Origin of the sequence: Nocardia sp. NPDC050412 (assembly GCF_044458825.1) — a bacterium.
Taxonomy (GTDB): domain Bacteria; phylum Actinomycetota; class Actinomycetes; order Mycobacteriales; family Mycobacteriaceae; genus Nocardia.
In genome coordinates, this window is the sequence record NZ_JBITIJ010000030.1 from 1 (window position 1) to 18,838 (window position 18,838).

An 18,838-nucleotide genomic window follows, 5' to 3' on the forward strand; every position below is an offset into this window, starting at 1 on the left:
CGACGTCCTCTGGCACTGCCTGACCCACGGCCTGCGTTACGACGAAAACACCCACCTCAGCAACCGCCAACGCGCCCAAGCAGCCCTCACCGCCGGCTGAGGTTGACAGAAGGTGTCTCATAGCGTGTGGTCCCCAACTGGTCCCCACACTGCACGTCCGACGGCAGTCGTGTCGATGGGATTCGGTAGCCAGGGCCAGTACTGAACCGGCGACCCTCCGCTTTTCAGGTGTGCAGTTAACCTAATGCCCCGCTTGAAGGAAGCTGAACGACTCGGCGAGCTGGTCAAGGATCTCCTTATTGAATTTCGGGGCGTCGTCGGGCACAGCTGTCCAATCACCCCACCGTTCACGCTCCTCGACTGTGGATGAATATCCGAAGTGCCTGTACTTGTCGAAAGGTGCGGGTGCGTTAGAGATGAACCAGAAGTAATTGTATCTTCTCGGGACTTCCTGTATCAGCTTTCTAATTTCTGCAGAACCACTGCTCTTGATGTACTTCGACGGCGCATTCTCGTGAACTCTCACAATCTCGTCCAGAATGCCTGCCGTTAGAAAGCAGATGTACAATGCGGACAGCAATCGAACCTCGGCGCGATACGGATGCTTCAACCCGATAGCTGGTTGCCCGTCATAATGATTTGACTTTTCGTGTAATTTGCGAGCCGCTTCGTGCGTCGGATGGAGGAAACTGCCCAAGAATACGTAGTGCGCTTCGATTCGCCCGGTAGCCCCCGAGCTGGTAAGGCCATTTAACTCTAAACATCTTAAGAGAGCGTCGTAAGAAAGAAATTCTCGATATACCGTCGACATTTCTGCTTGGTATTCCTTCCGTGAAGCCCTGACCTCTTGCGAGAAATCGTGATACTCAAAATATGCATCCGCGGGCAGTCGCATCGCATCGGGTCGGAATTCTTGGAACTGAAAGTAGTGGGCCGGAACCATGAAGCCAGGGTCGTCTCCACCACTTATGCCATCGAGGATATACATCAGTCGCCGCGTTAACTTGGGATGCTTCATGACCGACGTATATCGACTCTCGCCCGCGGCATGCGCCCGTGGAACCCTAACGCTTTCTTCTGCAAGAAGTTGCTTGAATTTACCTTCGGTGAGGTTCGAGCAGTCTCTTACTTGGAACCATTTGTGCCCCCGGCACATCAGGATAAATAAAAGATAGTTTTCCAGCAGTGAGCGACACAGGCCGAAAGAATCCGCAATGCGATTGGACTCCGACAGAAACAAGCAAGTGCTCGCAGTTTCCATTCTGAAGTTAACGAAGTCGATCAACTCGTTGTACATCCATTGTTGGGTGTCTGCTACTTCAATCTTCGCACCCCAGTACACATATTCTTCCAGCAGGCTTCTGGTGTGGTTATTAACTGAATTAAATTCCAGTTCGAAATTTCTCATCTCAAACCCCCTGTCGTTGTGTCGCTACATTGTTAGCGGCATCGGGCCGAACCGCAACTCTGATACGCCACAGGATCGGGCCTGGCCCCAGTGCGGGCGGTCCGACGACACTTCTGACGACAGCCGGGCACCTTCACCGCGTAGCCAACTTACGGACGGGCACCCGATTCACGCTGACCACTAAGCATGCCCACGCCTGCCGCGTGTGGGCAGGGTGCGCTTTGATGTAGGGAAACGCCGAAGATTGTCGTCAGTCGGTTGGTCTTTTAATGCTGGTGTTGGTGCTGCGGTCTAGTCTCCCAGCATGGGATTAGGGGATATCACGCGGCCAGCAGTGTTGGCGGCTATCCGCGAGTACGACAAGCTCGGGCAAGATGCCTTCCTCGAGCGCTACAAGTTCGACAAGGCGAAGGCGTTCTACCTGCGCTACGACGGGAACCGCTACGTCTCGAAGGCCATCGCAGGTGCCGCACACGGCTATCTCGAAGGCCGCGAGCCATTGCGGGCCAACGAGTTCAGCGGCGGCGAAAGCACAGTAGCCCGCAAACTGAGGAGCCTTGGCTTCATCGTTCCGCCACGTCGCTCCCCCAACTGGACCCGCGATGAAGTGATCCTCGCATGTGATCTGGTGATGGAAAACGGTTGGCGTCAGCTTGAAGACACCGACATCAGAGTGATCGAGTTGTCCGGCATCTTGCAACTGCTCCCGATCCACCCACATGCTCTGCGAAGCGACACCTTCCGAAACCCAAATGGCGTTGCACGCAAGACCGCCGACATCGCGTCCCGACGCCCGGGCTACACCGGGCTCCCAACCAACGGCGGTGAGATGGATCAGCAAGTCCTTCAGGACTTCCTCGATGCGCCCGAGCACATGCATTCTGTGGCCGCGCTACTCCGCGAGGCCGCCTTAGCTGGCGAGTTCAAACAGCTGCCAGTCCCCCAGAGCGAAGAAGACGACGACGAGCAGGACGAGCCCGGCGCGCGCGAAGGCCGGCTGCTGAAGCGATGGCACTACGCACGGGAGCGAGACCGCGGACTGCGGACGCGGAAGATCAATGCCTTCTTCAAGGAGAACGGCAGGGTGTTCTGCGAGGTATGCGAGTTCGACTTCGAGAAGGTCTACGGCCCTCGCGGCGAGAAGTTCGCCGAATGCCATCATATTGTCCCCCTGCATGTTTCCGGTGAGACCAGCACGGTGCCCGAGGACATGATCGTGCTGTGCTCGAACTGCCACAGGATGATCCACCGCAAATCACCCTGGCTGACTCCTGATGAACTGCGCGCGCTGGTCGAAGCCAACTGCGCCGATACCAGGTAGCGCAAGGTCGGTGACGATGTTGACGATGAAAAGCGTTCTCAGCGTTTGCGGTTGACGGTAGTCAACGAGCAAGAGTCCTACCAGCACGTTTGCATGGTCGGTGTGGTAGCGACGTTGGCACTGGCCATCGTTGCTGCGTACTTTTGCGTACCCGGAGACCTCGCGCCTATCGTCGTTCAATGATCAGCGACTCCATCCCCTGGAAGGATGAGCTTCTCAAGATCGCGAACCGGCTTGAGGCCAAGACGATGCAGAAGCGCTGGCCCGAGCGCTCCGGGTTCCTGGTTGAGCGCGACGTCATGCTAAGTGCGTACGCAATCCGCAAGTTGATCGAAGCATTCAAGCTCTCGGATGCACTGCGGGACAAGCAGTTCCCGGTCGAACAGTTCGACATGATCGGACCGAAGGCGCCGGACTGGTACACCCGAGTGGAGTTCTGGGAGTTCTACGATATGGACAATCCATCTCCGCATCTGCTGACCCTTCGTGAACTCTGCAACCAGATCATCCATAGTTGGATGTGGCAGATCTCTGCCGACGAGCACACAAACCTCTTCGATGGCTTCCTTGTTTCCTCGGACCGGGAGAGCCGAAAGCGCCTCTTCTTCGTCAATGCCACGACATACATCGAACGTTGCCGAGAAATCGGAAACGAGGACGTGTACAGCAAGGAGTGGCGCGTTAGGAGTGATGGACAGTTCACGTTTGGCGCGATCCTTGGTCGGCCCAAGGCACCAGAGGTCGGGTGATGATGCTTAGCCATCAAACCGTCCCCGATCTCAGTCAGGCCGGGTTGCTCAGTTCGGCTTGCGATTACCGCTTATAGGACCGCAGATCTTTAGACGTGACGGGTCATCGAATCACCCGAGGCTCTCTTTAGAGTGTCATTGGTCACATTTGGGCGGAATTCTTCCTCGCCGGGACCGTTTCTCCTCATGCCTGAAACGTTTCCCCCCACGCTGAAAACCCCTTTCGCCTCATGCCCGAAACGTTTCCCCCCACTCGGGTGCCGGACTTTCCCCAGGACGGCGGTTTCTCCTCACGCCCGAAACGTTTCCCCCCCCACGCCGAAACCCCCTTTCTCCTCACGCCGAAAACGTTTCCCCCCATCACGTTGGGGGGATTTGCATGAGCCGGTAGGGCGTTGGCGATATGGCCGGGACGTGGTCCAATGACACTGGCCCACTTGGTGATTGATGCGCCAACAGGGCGCTGCCCCTGACCTGAGGCAACAGGCAGGGGCAGCAATGCCCATGAATATTCGAGACCCACAGACAGGACTATCATGCCCTCTTCTGATGTGCCCGTACAGAGCTCCCCCCATTCCGGCGAGCCGAGTCACACGCCCCGAGTGCACCCGGTGCTCGCGATGGGGATCAGCGTTGCCTTGGCAGGCGTGGCTGGATTTCTATCGGATTGGGGACAAGCAGGTTTGGTGCTCAGCGTATGTCTGGCGTTCTTCAACGGCGCCAGTCAAAGACCGCCGAGCTGATCAGGGCTCGAGGGCTGCCTTGCGCGGCAGTGCGCCTGCTCGATTGCCTCCGAGGTGAACAAGCCGGGTGAGGGCGTGCCCTGTCCGAACGGGCCGCCACCGACGCGCCGACGCTCCGGTTGGGGCGGAGCGCAGCGGAGCCCTTCGCCGTTGATTGCTCCTAGCGTGGCGGGGGGGGGGGGGGGGGCGCCCCCCGCGCGAGGGGGGTGGGGGGTGGTGGACCCCCCCGCGGAAAACAAGGAGGAAGACAAAATAAGCAGCGGCGCAAACGCCGCGCCGGGGGGGGGGGGGGGGCCGCCGGGGCGGGGGGGGGGTTGTGTGGGCGGGGGGGGGGGGGCGGCCCCCCCCCCCCCCGCCGCTCTGATCCTGTATGGCGGAATTCGGCACGACCCTTGAGTACTCCTTGAGCACGTCGAAGTAGAGCTCGGACTACCACCTGGACGTTTGCAGACGTTGGCGGAATTGGCGAAGTGACCTGACCTGCTGATTCGATGTTGGTGGGGTTGGACGATCCTTGGCTCTGATCGAAGGTGCTGCGTATTCTCTGCGTACCCACACTGAGAATGCCGTACGGCTGACCTTTCATGGGGATGCAGTATCGCTCGCCGAGGCCACGTCGGCGGATGGGCTAGCCGTCCACTTGACGAAGGCGCTGAAGCCCGCCCCGAAATGGCCCATCAAGTCCTCGTAGGGAACTCCGTTCTCGTCGGCCAGCGCCCTGGCCTTGTCTGATATATCTCGTGCGAGAACCTCGTTCATCCTGCTTACCAATTGCGCGAAATCGCGATGAGCCTCCATCAGATTAATTGAGTAGCCGAACGCCTCCAGCTGCAATCCTGCGATATTCCCATGAATGACCCCCATGCTTGCGGGGTTTAAGAATTCCATCTGCGCCTTCTTTCGCAAACGCCCAATTGAAATGACAATCGAGGTACCCTTAGTGATCTCGAGAATCATTCCATTGTCATCCTTGACGATCGCTTCATCAGTGCAATAGTTGTAGCTCAGCGCGCCGATCAGCGGCGGTTCGGCCTTCTTTTTCATAGCCAGGTTCCGCGCCTGATCTTTCAAGTGGTCCATAGCGTTCCGGAGATCGGTTGCCGACCTGTATCTCGACAGAAACTCCGACGCCAGCGGACCCCCAAAATTCAGCGCCGAAAGTATCTGACGCATATTATGCAGTGCATCTACCATGGACCACGCGTTGTTGAATAGCTGAACTCGAACCACTCGATTCAGGTCGATATCGTTGGCCTCGGCCTGAGAAGTCAGCCTAATCAATAGGCTGTACGCGACATCGATCGAATCTGCCGAGTATGCGAGCGCTTCGAAAAGTAGAGCCTGCCGTGGCTCTACACATATAGGCACAAGTCGGAAAATCGACTCCTCTGGTAGCGTCATCCCGTCGCCGTCCACCCGTGCCCCTATCACCCTGTTGACGTGTATCCTGCACCTACCGTAGACGTAGCGCGAAGATCCCATGGCCCGTTCGGTGTTTGCCCATGAATTTGATGGCTACGCATCAACCCAGCCGCCGTCCTTGTTGTGGTCCATTCGTCAGCCCAGCACCCCACTACCGCACACGTTGTACCCAAGCTCGCGTGGTAGCTGCGTGGAACCTGAGGGGGGTGATGTCGCAACCGTGGAGCGGACCAGTAAGTCGGTTGTGTACACCCCCAGCGCACGCCATGATCGACGGATGCCAAGAAGCGAGGGATCGGACGCTACCGATTCGGTTATCCTCCGTAAGTTCAACGAAGCAATGCAAACATCGGACGGCAACGCCCTTCCTGACAGGTTCGAAATATTTTTTGATCTGCTTCAAGATCCTGCCGGTGCCGCGCGACCTTGGCACACCACGTCGGCAAAATGGTCTGCTCGCAGACTTGCTGACAGGAAGCGTCAAGTAGGTAAAGTCAATAGGCATGTTGCCAAGCGGATGGGAAGCGCTTTCCAAGAATTCGAACTTACGATTGCTTCGGCAGAAGCCGTCAATTGTTCGATGCACGATGCCTTCTCGCATCATATCGACGCTATTAATTCCAGCCCGCGCATTCCTCTTCTTGGAGTTGAAGGGCAAATTTCTGCCGAGACAATTTGGATACTTACGCTTATCGGCCTTCATGCTCGGCTCGTAGAATTGGCTTCTGAGATACTCTTGCTTCTGGCCAACGGCTATCACGGAGGGGCAAGAGGACGCCTGCGAACGATGTATGAAACGGATGCAAAAGCTACTTTGATCGCGGCCGGTGAACTCTCAGATCAGACTGTCCTTGCTGCGAGATATTATGTGCGAGGGCTATGGGATACCTATCAGCGGCAAGGGCTCGAGGGCATCGCGAAGGAGGATGCCGAGCTGTTCGATGCTGCGCGATTGAAATGGGGCAAACGATGCCTAACCGGTATTCATGATTGGGCAGCACCTGCCATAGCCGGGAGTCCAAAGAGTGTACAACTTAAAGATATTATCGCTTCGGCGGGGCGGGATTCTATTGTTCACGTCTACAACGAGGGCAATGACGCGCTTCACGCAGACCCTTACAGTTTAATTCGAGCGGCCGAATTCAATAAGAGGCAATCGCACCTCTTCAATATGAGAGGCGATATCAATCTATTTCAAATAGCAAGGACTGCTCACGCTACAGTTCACATTCTGCTGACCAGCTCAATTCCTATTTCTTATCAGGTTTGCGCAAATTGCCTCGATCCGGACCGGGCGTTAATATGCGCATCGCTAATTACCAGCTCAGAAAAGGCTATTGAGGAGTTTTCTAAAATAGCGCGCCGTTACAAGCCTAAGGGAAATTCCGATGCGTAAGCAGTCGTTTGAGCGGCTATTTCTGACTTGCTCTACATGCCGCCGCATGCGCGCCTGACCCGCGCACGGCGCATCCCTAACCGCCGCCTTCGCACCTGACGCGACCAGGCTGTCAGTTCATTCTTAGCCACGCCTGAGTCGCCGGATCGTTGCCCAAGGTCTCTAGGACCTCCCAGGCCACTTGACGCACGGACTCGGCCGCTGCATTACCCACGAAGGGTCGCATGGTGTGGGGTGCAGCGTTGGGTTCTTCGCTGAAGAGGATTCCATGCCCGTGGTTGGCGAACCCGATGTAGTCATCGCCAGGGCCGCGAGGATCGACGTGTGCTCCTCCGTCTCTGTTCGCCATCAACCAGACCAGCTGCTTTCGTGAGAACGTCTTGGCACCAGATGCTGTATCGATAACGCAAGTCGTCCACCACTCTTGGAAGGGCTTGAGCGTCTCATGCCCGCGGCGTCGTAGCGGGGCGACGATTCGTCCGCCACCATCGGGGGCCGGAACCACCTCGACTAAGCCGTCCTGTCCGGACGGAGCGAGCCCTGTTGCGCCCTCGGGTGTCTTGTACTCCACCTTGACCACGAAGTGCCCGGCGCAGATATCAGTGCCACCAACGATCGCAGTGTCCAAGAATTCCATCCCCGACTTCAGACCCGCCAGCTGCAACAGGGAATGGCTTTTTGGGGTGTCGTGGAGCAAGACGCGAAGCGTGACGGCAAGCCGGACAGCCTCGCTCTCGTCCCCCTCGTCGAACAGGCGTGCAGAAGTCGTCAGATAGCGGATCTGTCGGCGGAGCTGATCACCCAAAGTAGACACGCGAACCAGCGTATCCGCACGTCACGGGTGCCGAATCGGATTTCGACTTCGTTGATCAGCCGGGACACTGCCCTCCCTTCCATTGCTCCTGGCGGCGCGGCGGGCCTCGATCTCCGAACAGATCCGGTCGATCTCGTGCGCCGACACACTCCGCGGAGTCGATGAACCACAACAAGAAGGATCGCTACGGCGAGTTGGAATTCGAACATCTCGACCAGATCATCGACGGATTGCGCGGCGCGGGTGCGACGTACCGCGAGATCGGCCAGACCCTCAGGGTTTCGGCCCGCAGGGTCGAACTGGTGCTCGGTGAGGTCTCGGCATTTCGTTCCCGCGGCTACAGCCAGGTTGAGATCAGTCGTCGTGTCGGCCTGCCGCGGACGACGGTGCAGGACCTGCTGCGTGCGGAACGATCGCCGATATCCACCGCGCGTAAGACGGCGGTCCTCACCGCGTTGGCGGATATGCGCGGGATGCAACTCGACGTGCTGGGTTGGTACCTCGGCGTGGAACGCAACCACGTCTATCGGCTGGTCGCTGATCTGGTCAAAGACAACAAGGTTCATCCGCTCGAGCAGGTACAGCCCGGTGAGAAGTGGGTGGTCCCGACCCGCGTGACCGCAGCGCGGTATCTGGGGTGGCGACCCAAGGACTGGCATCCACCCCTGATGTACGCCGAGCATCATCGGGCCGTCGCACAAGCCCGGATCATGCTGGTCGGCAACGCAGCGGATCGGTGGATTTCCGAACGTCAGCTGTGGCGGCGCGCCGCCGTCGAAGCATCGGAAAACCGTTCCACACGAATCGAATTCAGCACCGGCCGACGCCCGCTGTCGGGCCGACCACACATTCACGACGGCCGGTTCCACGGCGAAGTCGATGGGCGCCGCGGGTGGTGGGCGCTGGAAGTCGAGCTGAGCCTCAAAGACCGCGCCCACATGGATATCGCGCTGCAGGGCGCGGTGCGGGCGGCGCGAGACGCCAAGACCGAGACCGTCATCGGGCTGCTCTATCTATGCCGGACGGTGCAGGTCCTCGACGGTGTCACCGCAGCTTACGACCGTCTCCCCTCCGAGCTCACCAACCTGTCGCTGCTGTTCGCCGCAGGTGATTTCGACGACGAGTGGACCTCCTTCCTCGCCGCCCGCAACCAGGCACGCGCCGCGAAACTCCGCGCCCGCAACGGACTTCACATCTCCAGGGAAGCATCATGACCAACCAGAATTGCCAGCCGATCCTCACCCCGACAGATTGCGGCCCACTCGGGTCGACAACCGCCGCACCACCGGCCGCGGCACCGTCGATCGTGCAGGATCCGCCGCCGTCGATCGAGGTGCATCCGGTGAAGCCACCGATGCGCCAGCTCGACGGTATCGACCTTCCGGATCTGAGCGGCCTCACCCATATCTCGGGGACCGCGACGGTGTGCGGGCTGGTGGTGGTCGCAATGCTGGTCATGATCGTGGCCGTCGCGGCACGGTGGCCGTTGTCGCCGCACCGGTTGCGGAACTTCGCGATCGGATCACTGCTGCTGCCCGCGTCCTCGGCGTTGGCGGGTGGTTCGTGGACCACGCCCGCGGTGCTGTTGTGGGCGGGCGCATCCCGCGCCGTCGATGGTGATTGGGCCGGGCTGCCGATGATGCTCGCGCTCGGCGCACCGGTTGCGGCGTTGCTGGCTACCTACTGGTGGGCGAAATTCGTCAACAAGACCAACACGGTCGGCTTGAAATCCCTTGGGCGCACCGAACGAGTCCAGCACGCGTTGACCGCACGCCGGGCCGCCGCAGCGGCGCGCGCCGCGAAGCTCGGTGCGCCGTTCACTACCGGGGACGGGATTGTGTTGGGGCCGTTGGCTGATCGGACGTCCTCGACACCGTTGGGCGTGTGTTCGGAGCTGACCGCCAGGCATCAAGCCTGGCTGGTGGTGCCGCACAAGGAAGCCCGCCGCCAGATGGCGATCATCAAGACCACTGGTGGCGGCAAAACCGAGACCATTAAACGGTTCGGGTTCGCGATGCTCGAATACGAGTGGACCGCCTGGCAGCGTTGGAAGGACGTGCCAGCGATGCGGGCCAAGCACCCGCGTCCGCTGCTGGTGTTCGTGTCCTGCAAAGGCGGTGAGGACGACCGGGTCCTGGGCCGCGAGATCCGGGATCTGGCGACCCGCAAGGGAATCGAGCCACACAAGATCGCGATCGTGCCCGAGCAAGACCGGCTCGACGTGTGGGACATGCAAGCCCGGGATCAGCGCGCGGTGCTCGGTGACATGTTCAACGCCGGGCAGGCCAGCACCAGCGAGGGCCAGCACTTCGACGAAATGCGCCACCGCATCGTGTCCCTCGTAGTCGACGCACCCGTCGGTCCACCCCGCTCCTCCACAGAGTTCCTCGAGCGGCTCAGTGTCGAAAAACTGTGCGACATCTGGGGCAACGCCCGGTGACAATGGTTACCGCAGGTCTGGCCGACCGCGCGGTCATGAACTGGATCGCCGAAGGAGTAAGTAAGTCGGCGGTCAAGAACAGCTTGGCCGCACTATCTCGAGTACTGGACCAGGCCGTCCGAGACGAGGTGATCGACCGGAACCGTGTCGAAGTCAGCGGCTGGCAACGCCAATACGAGCGGTACGAGGACGAACTCGACGACCCGCGATCGCTTGCGCTGCCTGATTGGGCGGCACTGACCCGGCTCGCGGACGCCCTGGTCGCTGCGTCATCGGACAACTACCAGGGATGGGGTGATGTCGTCGTCTTCGCGGCCTGCACTGCGACCCGAATCGGGGAAGTCTCCGGATGCCGTGTCCGCGATATCGACACCGACCAATGGATTTGGCGATTGCGCCGCCAGACCTCACCCGGACCGGGCGGGCTGAAAGACAAAGGAACGAAAGGCAAACGCTCCCGCAGAATCCCGATTATCGAAGACATTCGCCCCTTGGTGCTCCAACGAATTAAAGCCGCCAACCAGGATCCCGACGCACGACTTTTCGTCGGCCCCCGCGGTGGACGAATCCAAACAGGAGTGCTGCACAAGGCAACTCACTGGGACAAGGTCGTGACAAAGGTCGGGTACGAACATCTACGTCGGCATGGACTACGCCATACCGGGCTGACGTGGTTCGCCGACGCTGGTGTCCCCCTGCATCGGCTCCAGCAGATCGCCGGACACACCGACCCCCGGATCACCCAGCGATACCTCCACCCCGACACCGAGGCGCTCCAAAACGACGGCAATCTGCTCTCGATACACCTACGAGCGCCTCAACGGTCCCCAAATGGTCCCCAACTGCGCATCGTCCAATAACAGCAAATCCCCTCCGACCCAGGTCGGAGGGGATTTTTCTATGTCGGGCTGACAGGATTTGAACCTGCGACCACCTGACACAGGTTCTAGTTTCATCGACGTGCCTCAGCAGACCTCATCATGCCTGGTCAAGCTCCCCATTCGCGTCGGGCGACCTGCCCGTCATGCCCTATCGAATCCGGGCAATTCCCATCAAAAGTGTGAGATTTTGGTGGGACGGATCGAATGACGGAATCGCGTCGCCCATCGCCGACACTCCCCCGAGCGAAGCGATCGACAAGTGAAGATCGGGGCACAACCCGTTCATTGCGAGCCAGCGGGCCAGACCAAATCCGATCACCGCTGTGCAGAAACAAATCGAAAGTCGGCGTGTCGCCAATGCGACACGCAAACATCTTCAACGACAGCTAACTTTCAGCTACAAAAGACAGTGGACCCTGGCCCTGCCGACATGCATGGCACTCGGCCCGCTGGCCCGCCACCGGCCGCAACCGCAGCTCGACACGTCGACGAACTCCCCCGCCGGCGCGGTCATCGAACTGGAAAGGGCCGTCGATACCAGCGGCACAACGAGACTCCGCAAATATCGTGTCAAGATCGGATCCGCACTCGCCGGTCAGAGAGTCCTGCTGCGCCTCGACGGATGCGTTCGAGTACATTTTCCGCAAGTTCAACAAGGCCGCGAACGAGACCTCCAGCAACCACTACACCCCACGGGACGCGATCCGGCTGCTGGTCGACCTGCTCTTCGCCGAGAAGGACGCCGACCTGACCGAGGCCGGCATCGTCCGCACGCTGTACGACCCCACCGCAGGCACCGGCGGCATGCTCGCCCTCGCCGAGGAGCACCTGCTCGCGCGGATCCGCGTATCCGCCAGGCTCCACCACAGTTCCAGGACACGATCAGCCCTCGATACCCTTTCAGAGACGGACTTCCGGCCGAGTCCGGTTCGCCCGCGCGAGGATGTACTCCATCAACGTCAACAGGATGTCTTTGACCGAATCGCGGTGTCGTGCATCGCACAGGCTTACCGGGATGTCGGGATCGAGGTCCAACGCCCTCCTGATCTCGTCCGGGGTGTACCGATCGGCACTGTCGAAGCAGTTCACCGCCAAGACGAAGGGCACATCATGGCGGCCGGCAGGTTCTCGGGAAATCCGCGCCGGTCAGATGTCTCAGGTCGACGGCGTCGCTCAGCGCGTCGAGCCCGCGGCCGAGGACTGATGCGAACCCGACTTCGCGCTGCCGCCAAACTGTTCCTCAACTGGGACCTCTCCAAACGCGGGCAGCAAGTCTTCGCCGACATGGGTGAGTATTCGGTCCGCACCGACATCGCCGCGCCCAAGGTGCGCGGCGTGCAACTGCCCGATTTCACCGACCCCAAGGTGCATCGCATCACCCCGGCCGAGTCGATCAGCAACGCCACCACCGACCAACGGGCCTGGAACGCAATCTTCGGTTACAACCAATAGATGCGAACCAGGACCGCCCACCGTGTCACGATCTGACGCGGTGGGCGGTTCCGATGCCGAGGAACGGCTCCGATCACTTGAAGTCGTTCATGCTCTTCCCGACATCGGCGAGGGTGGTCGCCTTGCCGTAATCGGCCTTGTACATGTACGGGGTCATGTCGCAGCGGTACGGACCCTTATCGGGTTTGAAGTCCGCGGCCTGCCACCCCTGCGGGGTCGCCTGCACGATATTGAAACAGGTTGATTTCGCGCCAGTGGGCGATTGATCGACCGGCGCGCATACTGGCTGTCTCCAACCTGTCGTCGAGCTGCGGAATAGCAAGGAACTGGAAGGCGATAGCTGGTCCACCGCGGTCCCTGGCCCGCAGCGCAAGCGCGGCGCAGAGCCCACCCGCCCGCGCTTTCACCCCGGATCGCGATCCGGGACGGATCGACACCCAACTCGCCGGTGTGCGCGGCCATCCAGCACAGCGCCGCGTAGCAGTCGTCCAACCCGGCTGGGAATGGCGCCTCCGGTGCGAGCCGATAGTCCACCGCGACCACGACGACACCGAGATCCCTGGCAAGCCCGAGATTATTTACATGGTTGGTATCGAGGTCACCGGTGGTGTAGGCACCGCCGTGCACGTCGAGGATCGCGGCCGCCCCGGCCTGACGGTTCGGGAGATAGACGCGAAGCGGAATATCGGGCGCACCGTCCGGACCGGCGACGAGTTCGTCTCGGACCGTCACACCGCGGGTATCGGTCTCGCCGAACATCTCGGTGAGTGCCGCCTTCATCCGCTTCCGCGCGCCGGACAAGTCGGTAAGATCGTTGTTCGGCATCATCGCGACAACACCGGTGAGTTCCGGATCGAAGGCATATGTCATGGGTTCCTCTTTGCGAGGTCGGCAGAGCAGGCGTTCGGGACAACGGTGCGGCGGCCGCTATGCCGTAGCCGACGAACCGCCGCAACCGTGGGCTCCCGCATTACTGGACTGCGAGGCCGACGTAATAGCTGCCGAGCAGGCCAGCCGCGATCAGCAAAATCCACACATCGGTGAGGCGGCACAGCAATGCGGGGGCGCGCCGCACTTCCATGAATTCCTGAAAGATGATGCGCACCTTGATGAGTGCCATGACGATCGCGGCCGATGTGATCACGGTGCTCGGCTCGAGTGTCCCGCCGTGATCGCCGGAGTCGACCAGCAGGTAGAGAAGCGTGATCGATGAGAGGACCAGCCAGCCGATCAGCAATCTCTTATTGAAAGCGGTGTGCATGGATCACCTCACGATATATAGCAATGAAAAGATGATTACCCAGAGGAAGTCAACGGTGTGCCAGTAGGTGGCGGCCGTTTCGACGAATTCCTGGGATCGGCGGGCAGGACCACGAAGTTGATAGATGATGACGCCCATGGCGACAAAGCCGATCAAGAGGTGCAGGGCATGGATCGCGGTCAGGAAGTAGTAGTAGGAAAAGAATTCGTCGTTGGAGAACCCCAAACCCAGATGGGTCAACTCGACCCACTCGAACACCTTCACGCCGAGGAAGATGACGCCGAAGAGCACGGTGAGATAAGCGTCCCTCAATGCAGTCCGGTACGCTCCGTCACGGGCTGCCTGGACGCATCGCGCCACGGACCAGGAACTCAACAGCAGAATGATGGTGTTGAAGACCCCGGTGGCAAGGCTCAGGTGTGCCTGGGAGCGCAGGAAGTCGTCGGGATGTTGCGTGCGGTTAAATAGATAGACGGCCAGATAGCTGGTGAAAATCAGTGTTTCGAAAAGGACGAAAGCCCACATGTCGGGCTGTCCGGGAATGAACTTGGCAGGCTTCTCCGTCTGCTCTACCATAGTCTTCCCATCTATTTCTTCGGGCAGCGAACTGGCATCTGCTACGTCTGTCACTGTTCCGCCTTCGCTGAAACCGCAGGATCGAGTTCCTTTTTCGATGCGAGGTCCGGCAGCGGCCCGGTGCCGAAGTCTTCCCGCAGGATCATGTTCCGCAGCAGAGTTATGAAGCAGCCCGTGTAGATGCCGAACACAACCATGTCGATCCACCATGCGATCGTGCCGTTCCAGGCGAAGACGCCTCGTTCGAAGATGCAGGCGGGCGCCACTACTACCTCTGTGAGCGCGTTGCACAGATTGAGGTAGCCGAACCACTTCGGGAACACACGATTCTTGTCGAGCAGAATCGCCAGCATCCAAACCAGCGAACCGATGAGGAAAACGCCCATGGTTACGATGAAGGTAAGGAACCCGAAATCGTAGAGCCAGCTCATCAGTTTGGGATCACGGTCGGGCCGGATGGCTCCGACGGTCAGGATGATACACATCAGTAGCATGCCTGGAACCGCGCTCAGCGAGTAGAGAACGAGGTAGGTATAGGAGAAGGCGCGGCTCACCGACATTCGTCGGAGGGAATAGGCGATGAGCGCGTTCTGCGCCGTTGTCATGCCAGCGACGAGGAACACCATGGCGAATCCGATGAGCACGCCGTTGGTGTGTCCGTTGAACCACTGCGCGGCCTTGGATCCCGTCGACTCGGGGTGCCCCGGCGGCTGGGTCCGGGTGAGCACGAAGAACGCCACGGTGAACACATTGTAGAAGGCGACCGTCGTCCCCCAGGCGCCCCACAATTCGCGCTTCGGATTGTGGCGCCAATTCCAAGCGAGCCGGTGCAGCGGTGATGGGTGACGCGGCTCGGGCGGGATTATGGTCTCCGCCACCGCGGTACTCATGCGGCGACCTCTTCCTGTGCGGCGACCTCTTCCTCCTTGCCATTCTGGCGGAGAACAACCTGGCCGAGCACGACTCCCATGACCGCGATCCAGACTGCGATGGCGATATTCTTGAGCCAGAACGACAGCACTCCGTCCCAGGCAATAGGACCTTGCATTGCCAGCCCGACGAAGCAGGCCGGCACCAACGCGGCCGCGATGACAAGGTTGAAGTGGGCCACCCAGGGCTTGAAAACCGGCTGGGCCTGGCGGTCGAGATAGATCGCCAGGGCGAGGATCACACTTTGCGCGATGAGGAACGGAACACCGGCGGTAAAGGTGATCCACGCGAGATCATTGAACATTTGCGTCAGCGCCGGATCCCGGTCCGGACGGAATGCGGCGACGATCCACGTGAGGTTGGCGAAAAGGAAGACTGTGGGGCCGCCTGCCGCGCATCCGATCATGCAGTACTGGAGGATCGGTGTGCGCAGAGCCATCCTGCGCATTTGCATCACGATCAGCATCAGAACCGGGACCAGACACACGCCGAACCAGTTGAACAAGATCATGCTGTATCGAATCCGCGTGAGATTCGACGGATCCCGATAGAAAGCCGCGACTTCCTCCGCCGGCATCGTCGGCGACATCGGATGCACGAAGCCCGGGAACAAGAAGAACGCGATAATCCAGATTAATCCCGATACGGGAAGCGTCCAGAACAGGATCAATTCGCCATCGGCTCGTCTCATCGCCTCGAGTCCTCACAGGAAAGCGCTTTCGCCCAGCTGTTGCTGTCGGCGATCACGGAAAATGGTTTGCCCAACTGCAGATCGAACTCGAGCAGCGTCGGGTGCGATACACCACAGTGGGCACACAGGCTCACCCACTGTGCGCTGGCGATCGCGGTCTCGGACAGCTCTTCGGCGTCGGTGCGACTCTGCATCGACCACTCCTCGATCTGACTTAGATCAATCATGAACGGCGGCGAGCCGTAAACGACTCGCTTGCGACGCGACCACGCTAAGCGCTATACCAGCAGGTTATATGCCTCATGGGTGGTTAGCCACGCCAGAGGAAACTAACACGTCCGGTCGTGATGGGGAACCACTTCACTGACTTCAATCAGTAATGGCGTACCGCGGCGCAGGGAGTCGGACACTCGTACGTCCCGCCTGCCGGGCGCGCAGGCGCAAGCACGCCGGTTATGGCCTTCGGCAAGCCCTCGACTCACTCCGGATTGAAATCAACTGCACCGTATGAGATCGGGCGGTACTGTCGACATGGATGGCAAGGCTTGATCTGTAACCGAGTCAGGTCAGTTACCTGAGCTTCACTTCCGCCAATTGATCGTCGGGGGGAAGGCGAAGCCCCGCGATGATAGGGTGATAATCGCAGTTCACGACTTCCGGCGTAGCGCCGTGTCGGCCATGACGTAACCAACTCGAGTCAGGTTGCTCACCGGGAAGGGAAACGATGCCCGCCAAGGGAAAGGTCTCTTCCCGCGAAGCCAAGGGGCAGCAGACACGTGAACTACTGCTGGGTGCGGCGATCGCCGAGTTCAAACGCAAGGGCATGGCGGCAGCCGATGTCGGAGAGATCGTCTCGGTGGCCGGGGTCGCGCACGGCACGTTCTTCTTCCACTTCCCGACGAAGGAACACGTGCTGATCGAACTCGAGCAGCGCGAAGAAGAACGCATGGCACGCGAACTGTCGCGATTCCTCCGTAAACCACACGACTTGGCCGCGACGCTGACCGAATCGGTACGCCTGCACGAGGCCATCCGAAAACGCCTCGGCAGTCACCTGTTCAAGGACTTTCTTGCGCTGCACCTGTCCGCCACCCGCGCACAGTACGAAGAGTGGAGCGCTCACCCGGTGTTCATCGTGCTCATGGACGAACTGGAGCGCGCACGCGAACGAGGCGAAATCGCCTCCGACACAGACGTATTCCACAGCGTACTGTTCTTCATCGCCGGCTTGTACCCGCTGCTGATCGGCCTGCCCGAAACACCATCCATGCGCGACCCGGTCCTGGAGAAATACGTGGCCACCACCTTGCACAGCATGCGGGGACAGTGAGCTGAGGGAGCGGCGTCGTGGATCATCGGCGTGAACTGTTCACCTCGCGCGCGCCAGGCGCCCGACACTAGCCACCGACATCCCGCGAAACCATGACGGCCAGCTCCACTACCAGGTCACAATTGGGAGGGGAGCCATCTGGGGGCTGTGCTGCCGCCGCGGCCGCTGCTGCTCGAGACGCCCTCTTCCGCGCGGTGGTCACACGCATGACCACGCTATACCAACGCGGACAACATCTTTCGTAGCATGGAAGAACTCGGGTGCCCCGAGTTCTTCCATGCTCTTATCGCTGCTGGTCAGCGGACGACGACGCAAACCCGGCCGAGGTTGTCGATCTTGGTGAACTCGTCATTCGGGTCACCGTCGCGTTGTGCGGTGGCGAGCACCGAGGGGAAGTGAGTACCGGGTTTATCGTAAGTGAATGTTTGTGTCACAACGCCGGATTGGCGGTCGGCTCCCGATAGAGCCGCTGGCGCGACATCCCCGGTGCCGGTGAAGTTCCACGCGGCGGCCACCACCTCGCCAGTGCCGGGCGGGAGTTCGATCTTGGCCTTGAACGTGACCGTGGTGCCAGGGGAAACCTCGACCCGGTCTCTGCCGTTGACTTCGAGATCGACCACGGGCTGGATGCCGCGGCGCTGGGCAGCATGGTCGGGTACCGAGATCTGGCTGTCCGTCACGTCGTAGTGCGTCGATTGTGCTGGCGCCTTGCCCCTTTCGGCCCAGGCGGCCACGTCGCGCAGCGCCTGGTGCAGGACACCCCGGTAGTCGATAAGGCGATCGGTGCGGGCGGGCGCGATGTGGTCCGCGTTGTCGTTGTACCAGAGCCGGAAGGTGTCGTCGTACTTGTTCCCCAACGCCGCCTTGGCCTGCCTGCTGTACCAGTCTCCGTCCCACGAGAAGGCATCGGAATCGAGCAGGCCACATACCATGATCACCTTGCCGTTGACCTTGCCGGTGTGGGTGCCGCCGCCGGAAACGCTCTTGGAGATCGACGGGCCGACCTCGGTGGCCCGCTGGGGATAAATGGGGTTGCCATTCGGGCCGCGATACTGGTCGAAGGCGTAGTAGCCGGACCTGGCCGGTACCTGGTGGCGCGAGTATGTCGGCAACGCCAAATACCAGCGGTTGTCGATCCGCACCTTTGCGCCGACGGCGATGGCGCTCAACACCTCAGCCGCATTGCCGTCACCGAGAGTGAAGGTCTTCGACGCGGCGTCCCACGTGCCCGACAGCGCGCCTTTGCTGGTCGTGCCGTCCGCCGCGTACAGGGTGAACTCGAAGGCCGTGGCCAACGGGTTCGCGGGCACACTATCGACGACCAGGCTCTTGGGCGTGCCATCAGCGTCCCGATCGACCTGGGTGATGTCGACGGTCTGATCGACCTTCCCCGCGCGGATCAGGTCACCGAGTGGGGAATTCTC

At 60.3% G+C, this 18,838-nt stretch carries 17 protein-coding genes and 1 pseudogene; 8 read left to right on the forward strand and 10 right to left on the reverse strand.

Annotated features, from left to right (window positions below):
- Window positions 1-241: 241 nt before the first annotated feature.
- Window positions 242-1,408 (reverse strand): hypothetical protein, encoded by a 1,167-nt coding sequence (locus ACIBI6_RS40395; protein WP_396960450.1) that lies wholly within the window; start codon window positions 1,406-1,408, stop codon window positions 242-244.
- Between the two features lie 304 nt (window positions 1,409-1,712).
- Here ACIBI6_RS40395 and ACIBI6_RS40400 point away from each other — a divergent pair, with 304 nt between their 5' ends.
- Both ACIBI6_RS40400 and ACIBI6_RS40405 read left to right on the forward strand, forming a co-directional pair.
- Window positions 1,713-2,729, forward strand: a complete 1,017-nt coding sequence (locus ACIBI6_RS40400) for an HNH endonuclease (RefSeq protein ID WP_396960452.1) — start codon at window positions 1,713-1,715, stop codon at window positions 2,727-2,729.
- Window positions 2,730-2,908: 179 nt separating this feature from the next.
- Window positions 2,909-3,478: a hypothetical protein gene (locus ACIBI6_RS40405; RefSeq protein WP_396960454.1), complete on the forward strand. Its 570-nt coding sequence runs from the start codon at window positions 2,909-2,911 to the stop codon at window positions 3,476-3,478.
- Window positions 3,479-4,803: 1,325 nt separating this feature from the next.
- On the opposite strand, the gene ACIBI6_RS40410 is transcribed toward ACIBI6_RS40405, so the two are convergent.
- A complete protein-coding gene (locus tag ACIBI6_RS40410; protein WP_396960456.1) occupies window positions 4,804-5,637 on the reverse strand; it encodes a hypothetical protein in 834 nt (277 codons plus the stop codon).
- Between the two features lie 283 nt (window positions 5,638-5,920).
- On the opposite strand from ACIBI6_RS40410, the gene ACIBI6_RS40415 reads away from it, so the two are divergent.
- Window positions 5,921-7,039 (forward strand): DUF5677 domain-containing protein, encoded by a 1,119-nt coding sequence (locus ACIBI6_RS40415; protein ID WP_396960458.1) that lies wholly within the window; start codon window positions 5,921-5,923, stop codon window positions 7,037-7,039.
- 112 nt (window positions 7,040-7,151) lie between these two features.
- Here the strand turns inward: ACIBI6_RS40415 and ACIBI6_RS40420 are convergent, their stop codons facing one another.
- On the reverse strand, window positions 7,152-7,853 hold the full coding sequence (locus ACIBI6_RS40420) for a hypothetical protein (protein ID WP_396960460.1): 702 nt from the start codon (window positions 7,851-7,853) through the stop codon (window positions 7,152-7,154).
- Window positions 7,854-8,014: 161 nt separating this feature from the next.
- Between ACIBI6_RS40420 and ACIBI6_RS40425 the strand changes: the two genes are divergently transcribed.
- The 4 genes and pseudogenes from ACIBI6_RS40425 to ACIBI6_RS40440 form a co-directional block, all read left to right on the forward strand.
- Entirely contained in the window at window positions 8,015-9,067 is a 1,053-nt protein-coding gene (locus ACIBI6_RS40425; protein ID WP_396960462.1) for a hypothetical protein, read from the forward strand.
- Window positions 9,064-10,293 carry a hypothetical protein gene (locus ACIBI6_RS40430; protein WP_396960464.1) on the forward strand — a complete coding sequence of 410 codons (1,230 nt, stop codon included), beginning with the start codon at window positions 9,064-9,066 and terminating at the stop codon, window positions 10,291-10,293. Before ACIBI6_RS40425 ends, ACIBI6_RS40430 begins: the two co-directional genes overlap by 4 nt.
- A 2-nt stretch (window positions 10,294-10,295) precedes the next feature.
- Window positions 10,296-11,153 (forward strand): tyrosine-type recombinase/integrase, encoded by an 858-nt coding sequence (locus ACIBI6_RS40435; RefSeq protein ID WP_396960477.1) that lies wholly within the window; start codon window positions 10,296-10,298, stop codon window positions 11,151-11,153.
- A gap of 642 nt (window positions 11,154-11,795) precedes the next feature.
- Window positions 11,796-12,014: pseudogene (locus ACIBI6_RS40440) on the forward strand (N-6 DNA methylase); the annotation flags it as partial.
- A gap of 765 nt (window positions 12,015-12,779) precedes the next feature.
- On the opposite strand, the gene ACIBI6_RS40445 reads toward ACIBI6_RS40440, so the two are convergent.
- The 6 genes from ACIBI6_RS40445 to ACIBI6_RS40470 form a co-directional block, all read right to left on the reverse strand.
- A complete protein-coding gene (locus ACIBI6_RS40445; protein WP_329406857.1) occupies window positions 12,780-13,496 on the reverse strand; it encodes an alpha/beta hydrolase in 717 nt (238 codons plus the stop codon).
- Between the two features lie 100 nt (window positions 13,497-13,596).
- Window positions 13,597-13,887: a cytochrome C oxidase subunit IV family protein gene (locus ACIBI6_RS40450; RefSeq protein ID WP_329406855.1), complete on the reverse strand. Its 291-nt coding sequence runs from the start codon at window positions 13,885-13,887 to the stop codon at window positions 13,597-13,599.
- Between the two features lie 3 nt (window positions 13,888-13,890).
- Window positions 13,891-14,463 carry a cytochrome c oxidase subunit 3 gene (locus ACIBI6_RS40455; protein WP_329416122.1) on the reverse strand — a complete coding sequence of 191 codons (573 nt, stop codon included), beginning with the start codon at window positions 14,461-14,463 and terminating at the stop codon, window positions 13,891-13,893.
- Between the two features lie 50 nt (window positions 14,464-14,513).
- Window positions 14,514-15,353, reverse strand: coding sequence for a hypothetical protein (locus tag ACIBI6_RS40460; RefSeq protein ID WP_329406853.1), 840 nt, complete (start codon window positions 15,351-15,353; stop codon window positions 14,514-14,516).
- Window positions 15,350-16,084 (reverse strand): hypothetical protein, encoded by a 735-nt coding sequence (locus tag ACIBI6_RS40465; RefSeq protein ID WP_329406851.1) that lies wholly within the window; start codon window positions 16,082-16,084, stop codon window positions 15,350-15,352. Before ACIBI6_RS40465 ends, ACIBI6_RS40460 begins: the two co-directional genes overlap by 4 nt.
- Window positions 16,081-16,278 (reverse strand): hypothetical protein, encoded by a 198-nt coding sequence (locus ACIBI6_RS40470; RefSeq protein WP_329406849.1) that lies wholly within the window; start codon window positions 16,276-16,278, stop codon window positions 16,081-16,083. The genes ACIBI6_RS40465 and ACIBI6_RS40470 overlap by 4 nt, the downstream gene beginning before the upstream one ends.
- Window positions 16,279-16,808: 530 nt before the next feature.
- Between ACIBI6_RS40470 and ACIBI6_RS40475 the strand changes: the two genes are divergently transcribed.
- A complete protein-coding gene (locus ACIBI6_RS40475) occupies window positions 16,809-17,414 on the forward strand; it encodes a TetR/AcrR family transcriptional regulator (protein ID WP_329406846.1) in 606 nt (201 codons plus the stop codon).
- 296 nt (window positions 17,415-17,710) lie between these two features.
- Here ACIBI6_RS40475 and ACIBI6_RS40480 read toward each other — a convergent pair whose 3' ends face one another.
- A complete protein-coding gene (locus tag ACIBI6_RS40480; RefSeq protein ID WP_329406843.1) occupies window positions 17,711-18,724 on the reverse strand; it encodes a hypothetical protein in 1,014 nt (337 codons plus the stop codon).
- Window positions 18,725-18,838 lie beyond the last annotated feature (114 nt).